The sequence below is a fragment of the Streptococcus mitis NCTC 12261 genome, assembly GCF_000148585.2.
GTDB lineage: Bacteria > Bacillota > Bacilli > Lactobacillales > Streptococcaceae > Streptococcus > Streptococcus mitis.
This window is the reverse complement of the sequence record NZ_CP028414.1, coordinates 977,428-998,993: the sequence shown is the minus strand read 5'-3', so window position 1 is coordinate 998,993 and position 21,566 is coordinate 977,428. Positions and strand designations below refer to the sequence as shown.

The 21,566-nt window shown below is 39.0% G+C and carries 15 protein-coding genes and 1 pseudogene; 14 read left to right on the top strand and 2 right to left on the bottom strand.

The features are described 5' to 3' along the window. Positions 1-66: 66 nt before the first annotated feature. The 6 genes and pseudogenes from eno (at position 67) to SM12261_RS05165 (ending at position 6,775) form a co-directional block, all read left to right on the top strand. Complete coding sequence (gene eno / locus SM12261_RS05195) at positions 67-1,371, top strand: surface-displayed alpha-enolase (RefSeq protein WP_000022821.1); 1,305 nt, start codon at positions 67-69, stop codon at positions 1,369-1,371. 258 nt (positions 1,372-1,629) lie between these two features. Continuing rightward, positions 1,630-2,889: a UDP-N-acetylglucosamine 1-carboxyvinyltransferase gene (locus SM12261_RS05185; RefSeq protein ID WP_020902835.1), complete on the top strand. Its 1,260-nt coding sequence runs from the start codon at positions 1,630-1,632 to the stop codon at positions 2,887-2,889. Between the two features lie 15 nt (positions 2,890-2,904). Further along, the gene (locus tag SM12261_RS05180; RefSeq protein WP_078228410.1) at positions 2,905-3,456 is read left to right on the top strand and encodes a GNAT family N-acetyltransferase; all 552 of its coding nucleotides are present in this window, start codon (positions 2,905-2,907) and stop codon (positions 3,454-3,456) included. Beyond that, complete coding sequence (spxR, locus tag SM12261_RS05175) at positions 3,449-4,726, top strand: CBS-HotDog domain-containing transcription factor SpxR (protein ID WP_023947518.1); 1,278 nt, start codon at positions 3,449-3,451, stop codon at positions 4,724-4,726. The genes SM12261_RS05180 and spxR overlap by 8 nt, the downstream gene beginning before the upstream one ends. Before the next feature lie 15 nt (positions 4,727-4,741). Next, positions 4,742-5,602, top strand: a complete 861-nt coding sequence (locus SM12261_RS05170; protein ID WP_000631544.1) for a methionyl aminopeptidase — start codon at positions 4,742-4,744, stop codon at positions 5,600-5,602. A 254-nt stretch (positions 5,603-5,856) separates the two neighbouring features. After that, a pseudogene (locus SM12261_RS05165) lies at positions 5,857-6,775 on the top strand (bifunctional riboflavin kinase/FAD synthetase). Positions 6,776-6,861: 86 nt separating this feature from the next. Here the strand turns inward: SM12261_RS05165 and SM12261_RS05160 are convergent. Next, positions 6,862-7,710: a YitT family protein gene (locus SM12261_RS05160; protein ID WP_000592067.1), complete on the bottom strand. Its 849-nt coding sequence runs from the start codon at positions 7,708-7,710 to the stop codon at positions 6,862-6,864. Between the two features lie 140 nt (positions 7,711-7,850). Here SM12261_RS05160 and SM12261_RS05155 point away from each other — a divergent pair, with 140 nt between their 5' ends. From SM12261_RS05155 to SM12261_RS05120, 8 genes are all read left to right on the top strand, one after another. Then, a complete protein-coding gene (locus SM12261_RS05155; RefSeq protein ID WP_000161409.1) occupies positions 7,851-8,690 on the top strand; it encodes a DegV family protein in 840 nt (279 codons plus the stop codon). Positions 8,691-8,797: 107 nt separating this feature from the next. Beyond that, positions 8,798-9,073 carry an HU family DNA-binding protein gene (locus SM12261_RS05150; RefSeq protein WP_001284640.1) on the top strand — a complete coding sequence of 92 codons (276 nt, stop codon included), beginning with the start codon at positions 8,798-8,800 and terminating at the stop codon, positions 9,071-9,073. A 212-nt stretch (positions 9,074-9,285) separates the two neighbouring features. Next, positions 9,286-9,993 (top strand): thiol-disulfide oxidoreductase-associated membrane protein CcdA2, encoded by a 708-nt coding sequence (ccdA2, locus tag SM12261_RS05145; RefSeq protein ID WP_004241755.1) that lies wholly within the window; start codon positions 9,286-9,288, stop codon positions 9,991-9,993. Positions 9,994-10,004: 11 nt separating this feature from the next. Further along, complete coding sequence (gene sdbB / locus SM12261_RS05140) at positions 10,005-10,571, top strand: thiol-disulfide oxidoreductase-associated lipoprotein SdbB (RefSeq protein WP_000757363.1); 567 nt, start codon at positions 10,005-10,007, stop codon at positions 10,569-10,571. 122 nt (positions 10,572-10,693) lie between these two features. Beyond that, on the top strand, positions 10,694-12,085 hold the full coding sequence (locus SM12261_RS05135; protein WP_001020317.1) for an APC family permease: 1,392 nt from the start codon (positions 10,694-10,696) through the stop codon (positions 12,083-12,085). A 296-nt stretch (positions 12,086-12,381) separates the two neighbouring features. Next, entirely contained in the window at positions 12,382-13,299 is a 918-nt protein-coding gene (gene adcAII / locus SM12261_RS05130) for a zinc-binding lipoprotein AdcAII (protein WP_000730403.1), read from the top strand. Positions 13,300-13,306: 7 nt separating this feature from the next. Next, positions 13,307-16,435, top strand: coding sequence for a pneumococcal-type histidine triad protein (locus tag SM12261_RS05125; protein WP_078228407.1), 3,129 nt, complete (start codon positions 13,307-13,309; stop codon positions 16,433-16,435). Between the two features lie 210 nt (positions 16,436-16,645). After that, a complete protein-coding gene (locus SM12261_RS05120) occupies positions 16,646-20,191 on the top strand; it encodes a pneumococcal-type histidine triad protein (RefSeq protein WP_078228405.1) in 3,546 nt (1,181 codons plus the stop codon). A gap of 35 nt (positions 20,192-20,226) precedes the next feature. On the opposite strand, the gene pepT is transcribed toward SM12261_RS05120, so the two are convergent. Beyond that, positions 20,227-21,450, bottom strand: coding sequence for a peptidase T (gene pepT, locus SM12261_RS05115; protein WP_004254300.1), 1,224 nt, complete (start codon positions 21,448-21,450; stop codon positions 20,227-20,229). Between the last annotated feature and the right edge of the window lie 116 nt (positions 21,451-21,566).

The following is a 21,566-nucleotide window of genomic DNA, read 5'->3' as shown; positions in this document are numbered from 1 at the left end:
TGAAAAAGGAGGGGTTTTAAGGTATTATAGAGGTGTAAAAAATTTAACTCATAAGGAGAGTAAAAAATGTCAATTATTACTGATGTTTACGCTCGCGAAGTCCTAGACTCACGCGGTAACCCAACACTTGAAGTAGAAGTTTACACTGAATCAGGTGCTTTCGGACGTGGTATGGTTCCATCAGGAGCTTCTACTGGTGAACACGAAGCAGTTGAACTTCGCGACGGTGACAAATCTCGTTACGGTGGTCTTGGTACACAAAAAGCTGTTGACAACGTAAACAACATCATTGCTGAAGCTATCATCGGCTACGATGTACGTGACCAACAAGCTATCGACCGTGCTATGATCGCACTTGACGGTACTCCTAACAAAGGTAAATTGGGTGCTAACGCAATCCTTGGTGTGTCTATCGCTGTAGCTCGTGCTGCTGCTGACTACCTTGAAATCCCACTTTACAGCTACCTTGGTGGATTCAACACTAAAGTTCTTCCAACTCCAATGATGAACATCATCAACGGTGGTTCTCACTCTGACGCTCCAATCGCTTTCCAAGAATTCATGATCGTACCTGCTGGTGCGCCATCATTCAAAGAAGCTCTTCGTTGGGGTGCTGAAATCTTCCACGCTCTTAAGAAAATCCTTAAATCTCGTGGTTTGGAAACAGCCGTAGGTGACGAAGGTGGATTCGCTCCTCGTTTTGAAGGAACTGAAGACGGAGTTGAAACTATCCTTGCTGCTATCGAAGCTGCTGGATATGTTCCAGGTAAAGACGTATTTATCGGATTTGACTGTGCTTCATCAGAATTCTACGATAAAGAACGTAAAGTATACGACTACACTAAATTTGAAGGTGAAGGCGCTGCTGTACGTACTGCTGCAGAACAAATCGACTACCTTGAAGAATTGGTAAACAAATACCCAATCATCACTATTGAAGATGGTATGGATGAAAACGACTGGGACGGTTGGAAAGCTCTTACTGAACGTCTTGGTGGTAAAGTTCAATTGGTTGGTGACGACTTCTTCGTAACAAACACTTCTTACCTTGAAAAAGGTATTGCAGAAGGTGCTGCTAACTCAATCCTTATCAAAGTTAACCAAATCGGTACTCTTACTGAAACATTTGACGCTATCGAAATGGCGAAAGAAGCTGGTTACACTGCCGTTGTATCACACCGTTCAGGTGAAACTGAAGATTCAACAATCGCTGACATCGCAGTTGCAACTAACGCAGGACAAATCAAGACTGGTTCACTTTCACGTACAGACCGTATCGCTAAATACAACCAATTGCTTCGCATCGAAGACCAACTTGGTGAAGTAGCAGAATACCGTGGATTGAAATCATTCTACAACCTTAAAAAATAAAATAGTTCAGTGAACTATTTTATCCCGAACCTTGAAATTCAAAAGTTCGGCCGTTGATTTAACAACGTTTCTAGCCCCTCGGATTTTATCCGAAGGGCTATTTTTGTATTTAGGGGGCAAAACATTTCAAGACAGCTCATTTACTAATAAATACGATTCAACTAATATAATTGAAAATGATGGAAAAAAGGGTGAATTTATGATATACTTTAACGTAGGACCTTTTTAGAAATTTTGAAAGAGTATTAAAAATTTAAAATGAGAAAAATTGTTATCAATGGTGGCTTGCCTCTGCAAGGTGAGATTACCATTAGTGGCGCAAAAAATAGTGTAGTAGCTTTGATTCCAGCTATTATTTTGGCAGATGATGTGGTGACTTTGGATTGTGTTCCAGATATTTCCGATGTTGCTAGTCTTGTCGAAATTATGGAGTTAATGGGGGCTACTGTTAAGCGTTATGACGATGTGTTAGAGATTGATCCAAGAGGTGTTCAAAATATTCCAATGCCTTATGGGAAAATCAATAGTCTTCGTGCATCTTATTATTTTTATGGAAGTCTTTTAGGTCGCTTTGGTGAAGCTACTGTTGGTTTACCTGGTGGATGTGATTTGGGACCTCGCCCTATTGATCTACATCTTAAGGCTTTTGAAGCTATGGGAGCTACTGTTAGCTACGAGGGTGATAACATGAAGTTATCTGCTAAAGATACAGGACTTCACGGCGCAAGTATTTACATGGATACGGTTAGTGTCGGTGCGACGATTAATACGATGATTGCTGCGGTTAAAGCAAATGGTCGTACTATTATTGAAAATGCAGCCCGAGAACCTGAGATTATTGATGTTGCCACTCTCTTAAATAATATGGGTGCTCATATCCGTGGTGCTGGAACCAATATTATCATTATTGATGGTGTTGACAGATTACACGGAACCCGTCATCAGGTGATTCCAGACCGTATTGAAGCAGGAACATATATTTCTTTAGCTGCTGCAGTCGGTAAGGGAATTCGTATTAATAATGTTCTTTATGAACACTTAGAAGGATTCATCGCTAAGTTGGAAGAAATGGGAGTGAGAATGACTGTATCGGAGGACAGTATTTTTGTCGAAGAACAGTCTAATTTGAAAGCAATCAATATTAAGACAGCTCCTTATCCTGGTTTTGCTACTGACTTGCAACAACCAATTACTCCTCTTCTATTAACAGCAGAGGGGCGTGGTACCATTATTGATACCATTTATGAAAAACGAGTAAACCATGTTTTTGAACTAGCAAAGATGGACGCAGATATTACGACTACAAACGACCATATTTTATATACTGGTGGACGTGTTTTGCGTGGTGCAAATGTAAAAGCTACTGACCTTAGAGCTGGGGCCGCACTTGTCATTGCTGGTTTAATGGCTGAAGGCAAAACTGAAATTACAAATATTGAGTTCATCTTACGTGGTTATTCAGATATTATTGAAAAATTACGTAATCTAGGAGCGGATATTACACTTGTTGAAGAATAAACCGTAGAGGTGTTTATGAATATTTGGACCAAATTAGCAATGTTTTCTTTTTTTGAAACGGATCGCTTGTATTTGCGTCCTTTCTTTTTTAGTGATAGTCAGGATTTCCATGAGATAGCTTCAAATCCAGAAAATTTACAATTTATTTTCCCAACTCAGGCAAGTCTGGAAGAAAGTCAATATGCACTGGCCAATTACTTTATGAAGTCCCCTTTGGGAGTGTGGGCAATTTGTGACCAGAAAAATCAACAAATGATTGGTTCTATTAAATTTGAGAAGTTAGATGAAATCAAAAAAGAAGCTGAACTTGGCTATTTTTTGAGAAAAGATGCTTGGTCGCAAGGATTTATGACAGAGGTTGTTAGAAAAATTTGTCAGCTTTCTTTTGAGGAATTTGGCTTAAAACAATTATCCATAATTACCCATCTTGAAAATGAAGCTAGCCAAAGAGTTGCTCTTAAGGCTGGATTTCGTTTGTCACGTCAGTTTAAAGGAAGTGATCGCTATACAAGAAAAATGCGGGATTATCTTGAATTTCGGTATGTAAAAGGAGAATTCAATGAGTAAGCATCAGGAAATTCTAAGCTATTTGGAGGAATTACCAGTAGGTAAAAGGGTCAGTGTTCGTAGTATTTCCAACCATCTGGGAGTCAGTGATGGAACGGCCTATCGCGCTATCAAGGAAGCTGAAAACCGTGGAATTGTAGAGACTCGCCCAAGAAGTGGTACTATCCGTGTTAAATCTCAGAAAGTTGCTATAGAGAGATTAACTTTTGCTGAAATTGCTGAAGTGACTTCTTCTGAGGTTCTGGCTGGTCAAGAAGGTTTAGAGAGAGAATTTAGTAAGTTCTCAATCGGTGCCATGACTGAGCAAAATATTTTGTCTTACCTTCATGATGGGGGACTTTTGATTGTCGGAGATCGGACTCGTATTCAATTGTTAGCATTGGAAAATGAAAATGCAGTCCTGGTTACAGGTGGATTTCAGGTTCATGATGATGTGCTTAAACTGGCCAATCAAAAAGGGATTCCTGTTCTGAGAAGCAGGAATGACACTTTTACCATTGCGACTATGATCAATAAAGCCCTGTCAAATGTACAAATCAAGACTGATATTCTGACAGTTGAGAAACTTTATCGCCCAAGTCATGAGTATGGTTTTCTGAGAGAAACCGACACAGTCAAAGATTATTTGGACTTGGTTCGTAAGAATCGTAGCAGCCGTTTCCCTGTTATTAATCAACATCAGGTTGTTGTTGGAGTTGTAACTATGAGAGATGCTGGTGATAAATCACCAAGCACGACAATTGATAAGGTCATGTCTCGTAGCCTATTTTTGGTTGGATTATCAACAAATATTGCCAATGTGAGTCAACGGATGATTGCAGAAGACTTTGAAATGGTACCAGTTGTTCGGAATAATCAAACCTTGCTTGGAGTTGTGACACGACGAGATGTCATGGAGAAGATGAGTCGTTCCCAAGTTTCTGCTCTACCTACTTTTTCTGAGCAAATTGGTCAAAAACTTTCTTACCACCATGATGAAGTAGTGATTACAGTGGAACCCTTTATGCTAGAGAAGAACGGTGTTTTGGCTAATGGTGTATTGGCAGAAATTCTGACCCACATGACTCAAGATTTAGTTGTGAATAGTGGTCGAAATCTCATTATTGAGCAGATGTTGATCTACTTTTTGCAAGCAGTTCAGATAGATGATATACTGCGCATTCAAGCACGCATCATCCATCATACTAGACGATCAGCTATTATTGATTACGATATTTATCATGGTCATCAGATTGTTTCAAAAGCAAATGTGACTGTTAAAATTAATTAGAAACTAGGAGAAAAAATGATAACATTAAAATCAGCTCGTGAAATCGAAGCTATGGACAAGGCTGGTGATTTTCTAGCAAGTATTCATATCGGCTTACGTGATTTGATTAAGCCAGGCGTAGATATGTGGGAAGTTGAAGAGTATGTCCGACGTCGTTGCAAGGAAGAGAATTTCCTTCCACTTCAGATTGGGGTTGATGGTGCCATGATGGACTATCCTTATGCTACCTGTTGCTCTCTTAATGATGAAGTGGCTCATGCTTTCCCTCGTCACTATATCTTGAAAGATGGTGATTTGCTCAAAGTTGATATGGTTTTGGGAGGTCCAATTGCGAAATCTGACCTGAATGTCTCAAAATTAAACTTCAACAATGTTGAACAAATGAAAAAATACACTCAGAGCTATTCTGGTGGCCTAGCAGACTCTTGTTGGGCTTATGCTGTTGGTACACCGTCCGAAGAAGTGAAAAATCTGATGGATGTAACTAAAGAAGCCATGTATAAGGGGATAGAGCAAGCCGTTGTTGGGAACCGTATTGGTGATATTGGAGCAGCTATTCAAGAATATGCTGAAAGTCGTGGATACGGTGTAGTGCGTGATTTGGTTGGTCATGGTGTTGGCCCAACCATGCACGAAGAGCCAATGGTTCCTAACTATGGTATTGCTGGTCGTGGACTCCGTCTTCGTGAAGGAATGGTCTTAACCATTGAACCAATGATCAATACAGGTGACTGGGAAATTGATACAGATATGAAGACTGGTTGGGCGCATAAGACCATTGATGGTGGATTGTCATGTCAGTATGAACACCAATTTGTCATTACGAAAGATGGACCTGTTATCTTGACTAGCCAAGGTGAAGAAAGAACTTATTAATAAAAAGTGAAAAGGCTGCTGGAAGTTGATTTTATAAAGAATTTACTAGAACTTTTCATAATAAAGCGCATTATATCAAGTTTTAAGGGTTGATGTGATGCGTTTTTCTGATTTCAAGATTCTTACGTCAATCTCTTGTTCTGTATTACGATTTCAAAAACAAAATTCTTCTAAAATGCTACACTTCAGCTTAAAAAAACGACATTTCAGATTTTCTGGTTCAGAAATAGCTATCACTATGATATAATTATTTTATGATTATTACTATTCCTATAAAAAATCAAAAAGATATTGGCACACCATCCGATTCGGTCGTTGTACTCGGCTATTTTGATGGTATACATAAGGGACATCAAGAACTATTTCGTGTTGCCAACAAGGCTGCGAGAAAGGATTTATTGCCTATCGTAGTTATGACCTTTAATGAATCTCCAAAGATCGCTTTAGAGCCTTATCATCCTGACCTATTTTTGCATATTTTGAACCCTGCTGAACGTGAGAGAAAATTAAAGCGTGAAGGCGTAGAAGAATTGTATCTCCTTGATTTTAGTAGCAAATTTGCTAGTCTCACGGCAGAAGAATTTTTTGCAACCTATATTAAGGCTATGAATGCTAAAATTATTGTTGCAGGTTTTGATTATACATTTGGTTCTGACAAAAAAACGGCAGAGGACTTAAAGGATTACTTTGATGGAGAAGTTATTATTGTTCCACCTGTAGAAGATGAGAAAGGAAAGATTAGTTCAACACGTATCCGTCAAGCTATTTTAGATGGAAATGTGAAAGAAGCAGGAGAACTTTTGGGGGCACCGCTTCCATCGAGAGGCATGGTGGTTCATGGCAATGCTCGTGGTCGTACTATTGGTTATCCAACAGCGAATTTAGTGCTTTTAGATCGTACTTATATGCCAGCAGATGGTGTTTATGTTGTTGATGTTGAGATTCAAAGACAGAAGTATCGTGCTATGGCTAGTGTTGGAAAAAATGTGACCTTTGATGGAGAAGAAGCACGTTTTGAAGTCAATATTTTTGATTTTAATCAAGATATTTATGGTGAAACCCGTTATGGTTTATTGGCTTGATCGTATTCGAGACATGACTAAATTTGACTCAGTCGTCCAATTAGTGGATCAGTTAAAGGCTGATGAAGAAGTAGCTCGGAATTGGTCTTAAGAGATTGAGTAAACAAAAAAGAGGTTGTCTGTAACCCAAAAGATAGATGATGTAGTCTAACTTTTGGGGTCCTACAAGACCTCTTTTTATTCTTTTTCAAAGGTAAATCCTTCGCCAAGGATTTCGTGGGCTTCTGTAATAGTTATAAAAGCTTGAGGATCAATTCGATGAATCATTTCCTTCATTTTCACAATTTCATTTCTTCCGACAATACAGTAGATAATCTTCAAATCTTTTTGACTATAGTAGCCTTGACCTGAGATGAAAGTAACGCCTCTACCTAGGTCATCATTAATCGCCTTAGCAAGTTGGTCAGGACGTTTTGTAATAATCATAAATCCTTTACCTGCATAGCCACCTTCGCCAATCAAATCAATGACACGCGAAACGATAAAATCAAATAAGAGCGTGTAGGAAACCAATCTCAAATCTTTGAAGATTAGGAGAATGAGCATGAGAATACAAAAATCTAAGATAAAGAGCAGTTTTCCCATTGATATATGAGTGTACTTGTTGAGAATACGAGCTACAATATCAGTACCACCAGTTGTACCTCCAGCATTAAAGATAATTCCAAGACCAATTCCCAATAGAATCCCAGCTATAAGGGCAGTGATTAGTAAATCACCTTGAAGATCAATATGAAGGGGAATACGTTCAAAAAAGGCCAACCAGGCGGACAAGGCTAAGGTTCCTAGTAAACTAGAATAGAGGGACTTTGCTCCAAAAATCTTCCAAGCTAGGATGAAAAGGGGAATATTAATCAGCAGGTTCATGAGAGAAACAGGGATTTTAAAAAGATAAAAGGTGATGAGGGTAATACCTGTCGCCCCTCCCTCAAAGAGATGATGAGGAACTACAAAATAAGTTAGACCAAAAGCATAGATAGCAGCACCTAGTAAAATGGTTAAAATGGGATAAATTTTTTTAATCATAGGGACCTCTTTTCTTATAAGTAGATTATATCAAATTTTTAAGGAAAATTTGAATGACTCCATTAGGATTTTTAATCTTTTTTTGATATAATTAAAAGTAAGAAAACCAATCTGAATCCTAAAATAGAAAGATTGATACTATGACAAAAATTAAGATTGTAACCGATTCATCTGTTACTATTGAACCTGAACTAGTAAAACAATTAGATATCACTGTTGTTCCGTTATCTGTAATGATTGATAATGTTGTTTATTCTGATGCGGATTTGAAAGAAGAAGGTAAATTTCTTCAGTTGATGCAAGAAAGTAAGAATCTTCCAAAAACAAGTCAGCCACCTGTAGGTGTCTTTGCTGAAGTTTTTGAAGACCTATGCAAAGATGGTAGCCAGATTCTTGCTATTCATATGTCTCACGCCCTTTCTGGCACTGTAGAAGCGGCACGTCAAGGTGCTAGCTTATCTACTGCCGATGTAACAGTTATTGATAGTTCCTTCACTGACCAAGCCTTGAAATTCCAAGTTGTTGAGGCTGCAAAATTAGCGCAAGAAGGCAAAGAGTTGGAGGAAATCTTATCTCATGTAGAAGAGGTTAAAAACCACACAGAACTCTATATTGGCGTTTCGACTTTGGAAAACCTTGTTAAAGGTGGACGAATTGGGCGTGTAACTGGATTGTTGAGCTCACTTCTCAATATACGTGTTGTCATGCAGATGAAGGACCATGAATTGCAGCCAATAGTTAAAGGTCGTGGAGCTAAAACTTTTAAAAAATGGTTGGATGAACTGATAACATCGCTCTCTGAACGTTCTGTAGCAGAGATTGGAATTTCATATTCTGGTAGTGCTGATTGGGCAAAAGAGATGAAAGAAAGCTTACAAGCTTATGTTGAAAAGCCTATTTCAGTTTTGGAAACGGGCTCTATTATTCAAACTCACACGGGTGAGAATGCTTGGGCTGTTTTAGTACGTTACAACTCCTAAAAAAATAAATAAAATGGGAAGAAATAGCGTTTTTAACTTGACCTAAAAGGGATTTTAGGATATGATTATATTTGTTAATTAGAAATAAAATTGGAGGAATCATTAACATGGCAAACAAACAAGATTTGATCGCTAAAGTAGCAGAAGCTACAGAATTGACTAAGAAAGACTCAGCAGCAGCAGTTGAAGCTGTATTCGCAGCAGTAACTGAGTACCTTGCAGCTGGTGAAAAAGTTCAATTGATTGGTTTTGGTAACTTTGAAGTTCGTGAGCGTGCTGCACGTAAAGGTCGCAACCCACAAACTGGTAAAGAAATCAAAATTGCAGCTTCTAAAGTTCCAGCATTCAAAGCTGGTAAAGCTCTTAAAGACGCTGTTAAATAATCAACCTTCCAAAAGCCTATTGTATCAAGCTTTCTAGCTTGGGCAGTAGGCTTTTTTTGTGTATAGGAGGCAAAAAAGGGCCAGAATCTGAATGAACTAGTACCGGAAAATATTTCAAGTACAGACTAATTCAAATTGCGTAGCAGAAATCATACAAATGAAATTGATTATAGTAAAATAGGATTAGAATTATTAAGAAAGTTGGTTTTTTATTGGAAACGATAGTATTTTCAATCTCCGTTTTTTTAGCAGGGATCTTGTCCTTCTTTTCCCCTTGCATTTTTCCTCTGTTACCTGTTTATACTGGAATTTTGCTGGATGATCAGGAAAGTGCAAAAAGTTTTTCTTTGTTTGGGAGAAAAGTTGCGTGGTCCGGCTTGATTCGAACGCTTTGCTTTATCGTAGGCATTTCACTCATTTTCTTTATTCTAGGATTTGGTGCTGGTTACTTTGGGAATATTCTCTATGCCAATTGGTTTCGCTATACCATGGGAACAATTATTATCATTTTAGGTCTTCACCAGATGGAAATTTTTCATTTTAAGAAATTAGAGGTTCAAAAAAGCTTTACTTTTAAGAAATCAGAAGCCAATCGTTATTGGTCGGCCTTTTTACTCGGTATTACCTTTAGCTTTGGTTGGACGCCTTGTATTGGTCCTGTTTTGAGTTCTGTTTTAGCGCTTGCGGCTTCTGGAGGAAATGGCGCTTGGCAAGGTGCAATCTATACCTTGATTTACACTCTGGGGATGGCAATTCCTTTCTTGCTTTTGGCTCTAGCTTCAGGTGTAGTAATGCCTTATTTTAGTAAAATTAAACGTCATATGATGCTACTGAAGAAAATTGGTGGTTTCCTCATTATTTTAATGGGAATTTTGTTACTATTAGGACAAGTAAATGTTCTAGCTGGAATTTTTGAATAAAGGAGAAAAAGATGAAAAAAGTAATGTTTGCTGCCTTAAGCCTCTTGTCATTAGTCGTATTGATAGCCTGTGGTGAGGAAGAGACTAAAAAGACTCAAGCTCCACAACAATCCCCAAAACAACAGCAACAAACGACTGTACAACAAATTGCTGTTGGAAAAGATGCGCCAGACTTCACCTTGCAATCTATGGATGGTAAAGAAGTTAAGTTATCTGATTATAAGGGGAAAAAAGTCTACTTGAAGTTTTGGGCTTCATGGTGTGGTCCATGTAAGAAAAGTATGCCTGAGTTGATGGAATTAGCGGCGAAACCAGATCGTGATTTTGAAATTCTTAGTGTCATTGCACCAGGAATTCAAGGTGAAAAAACTGTCGAGCAATTCCCACAATGGTTCCAAGATCAAGGTTATAAGGATATCCCAGTTCTTTATGACACAAAAGCAACCACATTCCAAGCTTATCAAATTCGAAGCATTCCTACAGAATACCTGATTGACAGTCAAGGAAAGATTGGGAAGATTCAATTTGGTGTTATCAGCAATGCGGATGCAGAAGCAGCCTTTAAAGAAATGAACTAGAATAGATAAAAATCTGATTACAAGAGAGTAGTCAGATTTTTTTAGGAAAACATTTTATAAATATTCACAAATATCCTATATTTATGGTAAAATAGAATCATCATTTTATTTTGGAGTCAAAGATGAATATATTTAGAACAAAGAATGTTAGTTTGGATAAAACAGAGATGCACAGGCATTTGAAGTTATGGGATTTGATTTTGCTGGGTATCGGAGCCATGGTAGGGACAGGCGTCTTTACAATTACTGGTACTGCAGCCGCAACTCTAGCGGGTCCAGCCCTAGTGATTTCAATTGTCATTTCTGCCTTATGTGTGGGATTATCAGCTCTCTTTTTTGCAGAATTTGCTTCACGAGTACCTGCTACAGGTGGTGCCTACAGTTATCTCTATGCTATTTTAGGAGAATTCCCAGCCTGGTTGGCAGGTTGGTTAACCATGATGGAGTTCATGACAGCCATATCGGGTGTGGCTTCTGGTTGGGCAGCGTATTTTAAAGGGCTTCTCTCTCAATACGGGATAGCCCTTCCTCAGGCTTTAAATGGTACCTTTAATCCTCAAGCAGGGACGTTTGTTGATTTATTACCTATTCTTGTCTTGGTCTTGGTGACCTCGCTTGTTCTACTTAATGCGAAAGCCGCCTTACGCTTTAATTCAATTCTAGTTATTTTGAAATTTTCTGCTTTAGCTCTCTTTGTTTTAGTAGGAATCTGGCATATCAAGCTTGATAACTGGAGTAATTTTGCTCCCTATGGTTTTGGACAAATCTATGGTGCCAGTACTGGTATTATGGCTGGTGCGTCCTTGATGTTCTTTGGTTTTTTGGGGTTTGAATCCATCTCTATGGCTGTAGATGAGGTCAAGACTCCTCAAAAAAATATTCCTAGAGGGATTGTCTTATCGCTTTCTATCGTAACCATTCTTTATGCCTTGGTGACGCTTGTTTTGACTGGTGTGGTTCACTATAGTCATCTAAATGTCGACGATGCCGTTGCCTTTGCCCTTCGTAGCGTTGGGATTAGTTGGGCAGCTAGTTATGTGTCATTAGTGGCTATCTTAACCTTGATTACGGTTTGTATCTCAATGACTTATGCCCTATCTCGTATGATTTACAGTTTAGCGCGTGACGGATTGATGCCTGCTGCCTTTAAAGAACTGACCAAAACAAGCAAGGTACCAAAAAATGCTACTATCTTGACAGGTCTAGCTTCAGCAGTAGCAGCAGGAATGTTCCCTCTTGCTAGTATCGCAGCCTTCTTAAATATTTGTACCTTGGCCTACTTGATCATGCTGGCTTATGGTCTGATTCGATTACGGAAAGAAAAAGGAATGCCCAAAGCAGGAGAATTTAAAACACCACTGGTACCCTTATTACCGATTTTATCAATCATCATTTGTTTATCATTTATGTTGCAGTATAATATGGAAACCTGGATTGCTTTCCTAGTTGCATTGTTAGTAGGAAGTATTATTTACTTTACTTATGGTTATAAGCATTCTACCATAGAAGAATAATACTCTTCGAAAATCTCTTCAAACCACGTCAGCTTCGCCTTGCCGTATGCATGGTTACTGACTTCGTCAGTTTCATCTACAACCTCAAAACAGTGTTTTGAGCAGCCTGCGGCTAGCTTCCTAATTTGCTCTTTGATTTTCATTGAGTATATAAAGTGAGAATCTGTTGAGTTATTGAAACTCAGCAGATTTTTATATGTGAAAGAAATTTCAAATTTTTTCTAAAAATAGCTTGACAGATTAAATTTTTAGGAGTAAACTGTTTACCAGTTAATTAAATAGTTAAGGGGTTATCTATGAAGAAAAAAAGTTTATTTTTAGTATTGTTAAGTATCTTTCTTTTGTGTTTAGGTGCTTGTGGTCAAAAGGAAAGCCAGTCAGGTAAAGGGATGAAAATTGTAACTAGTTTTTATCCTATCTATGCTATGGTCAAGGAAGTATCTGGTGATTTGAATGATGTTCGAATGATTCAGTCAAGTAGTGGAATTCACTCCTTTGAACCTTCGGCAAATGACATCGCGGCCATCTATGATGCAGATGTCTTTGTTTACCATTCGCATACGCTTGAATCTTGGGCAGGAAGTCTGGATCCCAATCTAAAAAAATCTAAAGTGAAGGTTTTAGAGGCTTCAGAGGGAATGACTTTAGACCGCGTCCCAGGGCTAGAAGATGTGGAAGCAGGGGATGGAGTTGATGAAAAAACGCTCTATGATCCTCATACTTGGCTAGATCCTGAAAAAGCTGGAGAAGAAGCCCAAATTATTGCTGATAAACTTTCAGAGGTTGATAGTGAGCATAAAGAGACTTATCAGAAAAATGCGCAAGCCTTTATCAAAAAAGCTCAAGAATTGACTAAGAAATTCCAGCCTAGATTTGAAAAAGCGAGTCAGAAAACCTTTGTAACACAACATACAGCCTTTTCTTATCTAGCGAAGCGATTTGGACTCAATCAACTTGGAATCGCTGGTATCTCTCCTGAACAGGAACCAAGTCCAAGACAACTAACAGAAATTCAGGAATTTGTTAAGACCTATAAGGTTAAGACGATTTTTACAGAAAGTAATGCTTCTTCAAAAGTAGCTGAAACTCTTGTCAAATCAACAGGTGTGGGGCTTAAAACTCTGAATCCTTTAGAGGCAGACCCACAAAATGACAAGACTTATCTCGAAAATCTTGAAGAAAATATGAGTGTTTTAGCAGAAGAATTGAAATGAGGAAAGAATGAAAATCAATAAAAAATATGTAGCGGGTTCAGTGGCAGTTCTTGCCCTAAGTGTTTGTTCCTATGAACTTGGTCGTTACCAAGCTGGTCAAGTTAAGAAAGATTCTAATCGAGTAGCTTATATAGATGGTGATCAGGCTGGTCAAAAAGCAGAGAACTTGACACCAGATGAAGTCAGTAAGAGAGAGGGAATCAACGCCGAACAAATTGTTATCAAGATTACGGATCAAGGTTATGTGACCTCTCATGGAGATCATTATCATTACTATAATGGCAAGGTTCCTTTTGACGCTATCATCAGTGAAGAACTGCTGATGAAAGATCCGAATTATCAGTTGAAGGATTCAGACATTGTCAATGAAATCAAGGGTGGTTATGTGATTAAGGTAGACGGGAAATACTATGTTTACCTCAAGGATGCCGCCCATGCGGACAATATTCGTACAAAAGAAGAGATTAAACGTCAGAAGCAGGAACATAGTAGTAATCACGGGGGTGCTTCTAATGATCAGGCAGTAGTTGCAGCCAGAGCTCAAGGACGCTATACAACGGATGATGGTTATATCTTTAATGCCTCTGATATCATTGAGGATACGGGTGATGCCTATATCGTTCCTCATGGCAATCACTTCCACTATATTCCGAAGAGTGATTTGTCTGCCAGCGAATTAGCTGCTGCCCAAGCCTTCTTATCTGGAAAAGGTGATCAATTAAGTACAGTTGAATATCGTTCAAGCAGAGCTGAAACAAGATCTAGTGTGAGAACAAGTCAATATGAGTCTCCTCAAAATCCTGCAGCAGCTCCTGAGAGTCAAAATGAGGATTTGGATAGTCTCCTCCAAGAATTGTACGCTTTGCCACTTAGCCAACGTCATGTGGAGTCTGATGGATTAGTATTTGACCCAGCACAGATTACAAAACGTACTGCCAATGGTGTGGCAGTTCCTCACGGAGATCATTTCCATTTCATTCCTTATTCGCAAATGTCTGCTTTGGAAGAAAAATTGGCTCGAAATCTACCAATTGGAGGTCAGCCAGTTCAAAGTCATTCTAATAATACGAAACCAAGCAGTCCTGAGAGAACAAGTTCAACACCAAGTTCAACCATTAAACCAAACTTTAATCTCAATACGCCGGCACCGAATCGAGGAACTGGAGGAGCTTATACAACGGATGATGGGTATGTCTTTAGTCCGACAGATGTGATTGAAGATACAGGTGACGCTTTTGTTGTACCGCATGGAAATCATTTCCACTATATTCCTAAGAGTGATTTGTCAGCAGGAGAATTGGCTGCTGCTCAAGCCTATTGGAATGGGAAGCAGGGCTCACATTCTGCCACAAGCTCAAGTAAACCAAGTAGTGATAATGCTAAACCAGCCCAACCAAGTTTGACAGAGACTCCAAACCTGACTGTCACACCAACATATCATCAAAATCATGGGGAAGACATTTCAACACTTTTAAGTGAATTGTATGCCAAACCTTTGTCAGAACGCCATGTGGAATCGGATGGACTAGTCTTTGATCCGGCACAAATCATCAAACGTACAGCTAACGGTGTAGCAGTGCCTCACGGAGACCATTATCACTTTATTCCTTATTCACAAATGTCACCGCTGGAAGAAAAATTGGCTCGTATGATAGCTGTTAAGGGACAAAATGGCAGTGTCTTGCCAAGTGTTACTCCTCTGAAGCCGGCTCCTACTACCAAACCTCAAGCACCAGTGGAAAATAAACCGACTGAACTTGATGTCAACCAGGTTGTTAGAAAAGTTGGTGATGGTTATATTTTCGAGGATAAGGGCGCTAGTCGTTATGTTCTAGCTAAAGACTTAGCCAAGGATAAGATTGACGCTATTGAAAATCTCTTGTCAAAGAAAACTCAAGAGACGCATGCCCTAGTTGCGAAGAAAGAAAATGTCGCTCCTCGTGACCAAGAATTTTATGATAAAGCATATAATTTATTGACCGAAGCTCATAAAGCCTTGTCTGAAAATAAGGGGCGTACTTCTGATTTCCAAGCCTTAAACAAATTAGCAGAACGCTTGAATAATGAATCTTCTAATAAAGGAAAATTGGTAGATGATTTATTGTCATTCTTAGCACCAATTACCCATCCAGAACGTCTCGGAAAACCAAATGCTCAAATTGCTTATACAGATGTTGAAATTAAATTAGCGAAATTAGCAGGTAAGTATACAACAGAAGATGGGTATATCTTTGACATTCGTGATATTACCAGTGATGAGGGAGATGCTTATGTAACTCCGCATATGACCCATAGTCATTGGATTAAGAAAGAGAGCTTGTCTGAAGCTGAAAGAGTAGCAGCCCAGGCTTATGCTAAAGAGAAAGGTTTGACACCTCCTTCAACAGAGAATCAGGGTTCAGGAGATACTGAGGTTAAAGGAGTAGAAGCAATCTATAATAAAGTGAAAGCAGCTAAGAAGGTCCCACTTGATCATATTCCTTACAATCTACAACATACTGTTGAAGTAAAAAATGGTAGCTTAATTATACCTCATTACGACCATTACCATAACATTAAATTTGGTTGGTTTGATGAAGGACTCTATGAAGCACCTAAGGGTTATAGCCTGGAGGATCTCTTTGCGACTGTAAAATATTACGTTGAACATCCTGAAGAACGTCCTCACTCAGATAATGGTTGGGGAAATGCCAGCGACCATGTTCGTAAAAATAAGGCAGACCAAGACAGTAAATCTGATGAAGATAAGGAAGATCGTCATGAATCAGACGAGTCAACTCGTCCTGAATCCAATGAAAAAGAAAATCATACAGGTTCAACCCCTTCAGTAGATAATCTTTATAAACCGAGCACTGATGAAGACGAGACAGAAGAAGTATCTAAAGATACAACAGACGAAGCTGAAGTACCTCAAGTAGAAACCGAAAAAGTAGAAGCCAAACTCAAAGAAGTAGAAGCTCTACTTGCTAAAGTAACGGATGCTAGTTTGAAAGACAATGTGACAGAGAGCCTATCTGGTTTACGAAATAATCTGAGTCTTCAAACCATGGATAATAATGGCATCATGGCAGAAGCAGAGAAACTACTTGCTTTGTTAAAAGGTAGTGAGTCAGTTACGACGAAACCAGAAGCATAAGTTTATCCTATTAAATCAATATGATGTAAGAGTCAGTAGCAATACTGGCTTTTATTTTTTTAAAATGACATAAAAATCTTGACAGATAAACTTAAAAAAGGTAAACTATTTACTGGTTAATTAATTGGTTAAATAACCAGTTTAGAAAAACTGTTTAACCGAGAAAAAGAAGTTAAGAAAAGCTTCATCATTTATTGAAATGAGGGATTTATGAAATTCAGTAAAAAGTATATTGCAGCCGGATCAGCTGTTATCGTATCCTTGAGTCTTTGCGCCTATGCACTGAACCAGCATCGCTCGCAGGAAAATAAGGACAATAATCGTGTCTCTTATGTGGATGGCAGTCAGTCAAGTCAGAAAACTGAAAACTTGACACCAGATCAGGTTAGCCAGAAAGAAGGAATTCAGGCTGAGCAAATTGTCATCAAAATTACAGATCAGGGCTATGTGACGTCACACGGTGATCACTATCATTATTATAACGGGAAAGTTCCTTATGATGCCCTCTTTAGTGAAGAACTTTTGATGAAGGATCCAAACTATCAACTTAAGGATGGAGATATTGTCAATGAAGTCAAGGGTGGTTATATCATCAAGGTAGATGGAAAATATTATGTCTACCTGAAAGATGCAGCTCATGCTGATAATATTCGAACTAAAGATGAAATCAACCGTCAAAAACAAGAACATGTCAAAGATAATGAGAAGGTCAGCTCTGATGTTGCTGTAGCAAGGTCTCAGGGACGCTATACGACAGATGATGGTTATGTCTTTAATCCAGCTGATATTATCGAAGATACGGGTGATGCTTATATCGTTCCTCATGGAGGTCACTATCACTATATTCCAAAAAGTGATTTGTCTTCTAGTGAGTTAGCAGCAGCAAAAGCTCATTTAGCTGGCAAAAATACGCAACCGAGTCAGCTAAGCTATTCTTCAACAGCTAGTGAGAATAATACTCAATCTACAGTGCAAGGATTAACTAGCAAGCCAGAAAGCAAAGTTGAAAATCTCCAAAGTTTATTGAAAGAACTCTACGATTCACCTAGCGACAAACGTTACAGTGAATCAGATGGTCTGGTCTTTGACCCTGCTAAGATTATCAGTCGTACACCAAATGGAGTTGCGATTCCGCATGGTGACCATTATCACTTTATTCCTTACAGCAAGCTCTCTCCTTTAGAAGAAAAGATTGCTAGAATGGTGCCTATCGGTGGAACTGGTTCTACAGTTTCTATAAATGAAAAACCTCATGAAGTAGCGTCTAGTCTAGGAAGTCTTCCAAGTAATCCATCTATATTGAATAAAGCTTCTTCAACGTTAAATAAGGAAATTCCTTCAACATCTGATGGTTATATCTTTAATCCTAAAGATATTGTCGAAGAAACTGCTACAGCTTATATTGTAAGACATGGTGATCATTTCCATTACATTCCAAAATCGACCGTAATTGGGCAACCGACTCTTCCAAACAATGGTCTAACAACACCTTCGCCATCTCTTCCAGTCAATCCTGGTGTTTCACATGAGGAACATGAAGAAGGTGGACACGGCTTTGATGCCAATCGTATTATTGCTGAAGATGAATCAGGATTTATCATGAGTCACGGTGACCACAATCATTACTTCTTCAAGAAGGACTTGACAGCAGAGCAAATTAAGGCTGCTCAGGAACACTTGAAAGGTGCAAATACAGCAACATCAAATCCAGCTCATGATGACGATCACGACGAAGATCATCATGGACACCATCATGATGAAGACCATGATCACGGTTTTGATGCCAATCGTGTCATCAGTGAGGATGAACAAGGTTTTGTCATGTCACATGGAGATCACAATCATTACTTCTTCAAGAAAGATTTGACAGCAGAGCAAATTAAGGCAGCTCAGGATCATCTGAAAACACATCATGATGCAGAGCCTGTAAAACCTCTTGCTAAAACGGTAGAGTCTTTCTCACGAGATGCTAGCGATGAAGAAAAGATTGCTTATATTTCTAAGACCTATGGTGTTCCACTTGAAGCGATTAGAATTTCAAACGGATTCTTTGTCTTTGGAAATCCAGACCAAGCCTACGATCCAACTCATATCCACCCATATGCTGTTCGTAAGGAACATGTTCGTTTGCCATTCCAAACTGGCAATCCAGAACTTGATTTCCTAAACGAACTCTACACGACTGCTTTGAGAGATGGCGTGTCTCCGTATAGCTTACAGGTAGAAAATGGTAGTTTTGTGATTCCTCATGGCGACCATAATCACTACATCAAGGTTCAAACTAAGGGGTATGAAGTGGCTTTGAAAAACAAGATTCCAGCTCTACAATCCAATTATCAACCTGGAGCTTTTGATGAGAAGGCAGTCTTGGAAAAAGTGGATCAACTTCTAGCTGATAGCAGAAGTATCTACAAAGACAAGCCTATCGAACAAAGACAGATTGAGTTAGCCTTAGGTCAGTTTACTGAAAACATGAAGAAACTTGCAACTAACTCTACAGCAGGTTATCTTGCAACCCTTGATCTCTTTGATAAGCAATATATCCATATTGATGAAAGTGTCAAACCTACTGAAACAAGTGCTTTAGATAAGAAATATCAGGCCTTGATTGATAAAATCAATACACTGGATACAGACTCTTATGGACTTCCAAAGAAAGACCTTCTCGTTCGACTCCAAGAGGCTAAGTTGGCTAAAGATGAAGCTGCTTTAGTAGCGGTTGAATCACAACTTCAAGCTCTTCAAGACTTTAATGATCGAACAGGTGTTACAACTGTAGAATACATCAAGTATTTCTACGAACACGTAAATGACGGTCGTTTAAATGATGAACTTCGGAACAAAGTAGCTCAGTTGACTTGGACCTTGTATCAATCTCAATCTTTCCTTAAGGCAGCAGAATTGAACAGACTATTCCCAAGCATCTATCAGGCAAAACAAGAAGTGGAAGAAGCTTTGAAAGCTCAGCCAACTACTGCGAAATCAAGTCAAACAGTTCTAGATACTGAAAAAGTAGATAATCAAAGTGCCAAGACAGCTATTTATGGCTTCTTGAAAGAATTGTACGGAGACTTTATGCCTGAAGAACATGTCAATCATGTTAGCAAGGAAGAAGTAGAAAGTCTTTTGAGCAAGGCAAATCAACTCTTGGAACAAATCCAAGAAGAAGGAATCAGACAATCCTTGGCAGAAGAAGTAGAAAATCTCAAAGCTGCCACAAACAAGGCTGATGCAGACTTGGATGAAGTAAACAGTCAGGTAAAAGATGTCTTGACTCGTATCGCTAGCGCCCTCCAACAAGAGAAGGAAAATGCTGAGCAAGATCCTCAGACACTTGTACTCTATCAAAAACTCTACGATATTCTCATGTCGCTTCACGCATATTTAGAAAACAATAAGGGGTCTGATGCGGACTTTGATAAGGTGGATGCTTTACTAGATCAACTTTCTGCTAAGAGTAAGGATAAAGCTGCTTTACTTGAATTGACAAAAACTATTCTAGTCTTGAATCAAGAAATCAAGTCAAAATCAAGTGCGAGTGAAGAAGCAACTCCAGCAACAAATGCCGAGGCAAATGGTGATAAGACAAGTCCCGAAACTGAAACATCAGCAGCTGCAGAATCTAACAGTGAAACTGCCAGCGACGAAAACAAACCGAGCAACGCAACAGATTCTAAACCTACTGAACCAGCGTCAGAAAAGGAAACAACAGAATCTACAACAAGTACTGGAAATCAAGAAAAACCAGCAGAATAAAAAGAAAGGCGAAGTAGCTGAGCTACCTCGTCTTTTTAGTCTTTATAAGCTACGATACCAATGATGGTATCAACCGCACGTTCCATAGTCTGAAGGCTGACGTATTCAAAACGTCCATGCATATTTTCTCCTCCCGCAAAGATATTAGGAGTTGGGATTCCCATAAAGGAAATCTTAGAGCCGTCTGTCCCTCCACGGATTGGTTCGATTATAGGAGTAATCCCCAAATCTTCCATAACTGCTTTGGCAATGGTAATTGGAGTCATATCTTTTTCAATGACTTCTTTCATATTGTAGTACTGGTCTGTCAAGTTTAGGGTGACACGGTCGCTACCAAGTTCTTGATTCATCTTATCAGCGATAGACTGCATTGCTGCTTTACGAGCTTCAAAGGCATCTTTTTCAAAATCACGAATGATGTAGCTTGCACGCGCCTCTTCGACACTACCTATCACATCCATTAGGTGGTAGAAGCCTTGGTAACCTTCTGTTAACTCGGGTCGGTCATTCTCTGGAAGTTGATTATGAAAATCAATTGCTAGCTGAAGGGCATTGACCATCTGCCCTTTGGCAGTACCAGGGTGGACATTGCGTCCTTGGAAATGCAATTCAGCACCAGCGGCTGAGAAGGTCTCGTACTGAAGTTCTCCGAGAGGTCCGCCATCTACAGTATAGGCAAAATCTACATCGAAATCTTCTGCATCAAATTTATTGGCACCAACACCGATTTCTTCATCTGGACCAAAACCAACACGAATCTCACAGTGCTTGATTTCAGGATGGGCAGTCAGATATTCAATAGCAGTCATAATTTCAGCAATCCCTGACTTGTCATCAGCACCTAGTAAGGTTGTTCCATCGGTTGTGATGAGCGTTTGTCCTGGATATTTCTCTAGACTCTTAAAGTCAGCTGGATCGAGTTTGAAACCAGAATTTCCAAGTTCAATCACACCACCATCGTAGTTTTCAATTACCTGTGGCTTGACTCCTTCGGCATTAAAATCAGCAGTATCCATGTGGGAGATGAAGCCAATCTTACGTGTTAAAGATGGATCATTGGCTGGCAAGGTTCCAATTGCAAAACCATTTGGTAGATAATAAACATTTTGTAATCCAACACGTTTCATTTCAGGGATAAGAACATTGGTTGCGAAGTCAACCTGACTCTGTGTACTTGGAGTAGTAGTAGAGTGTTCATCAGAGCGCGTGTTGACCTTAACGTAGGTCAAGAAGCGGTCCAAGAGATTGGGGTAAGTCATAAAAAACTCCTTTTGAATTCATTTTTTCCATTGTATCATAGAAAGAAAAGAAAAACAAAAGACAGAAGTTAGAGAAATTCGCTATGTTGGCGTTTACTTATTAATGGATAAATGAT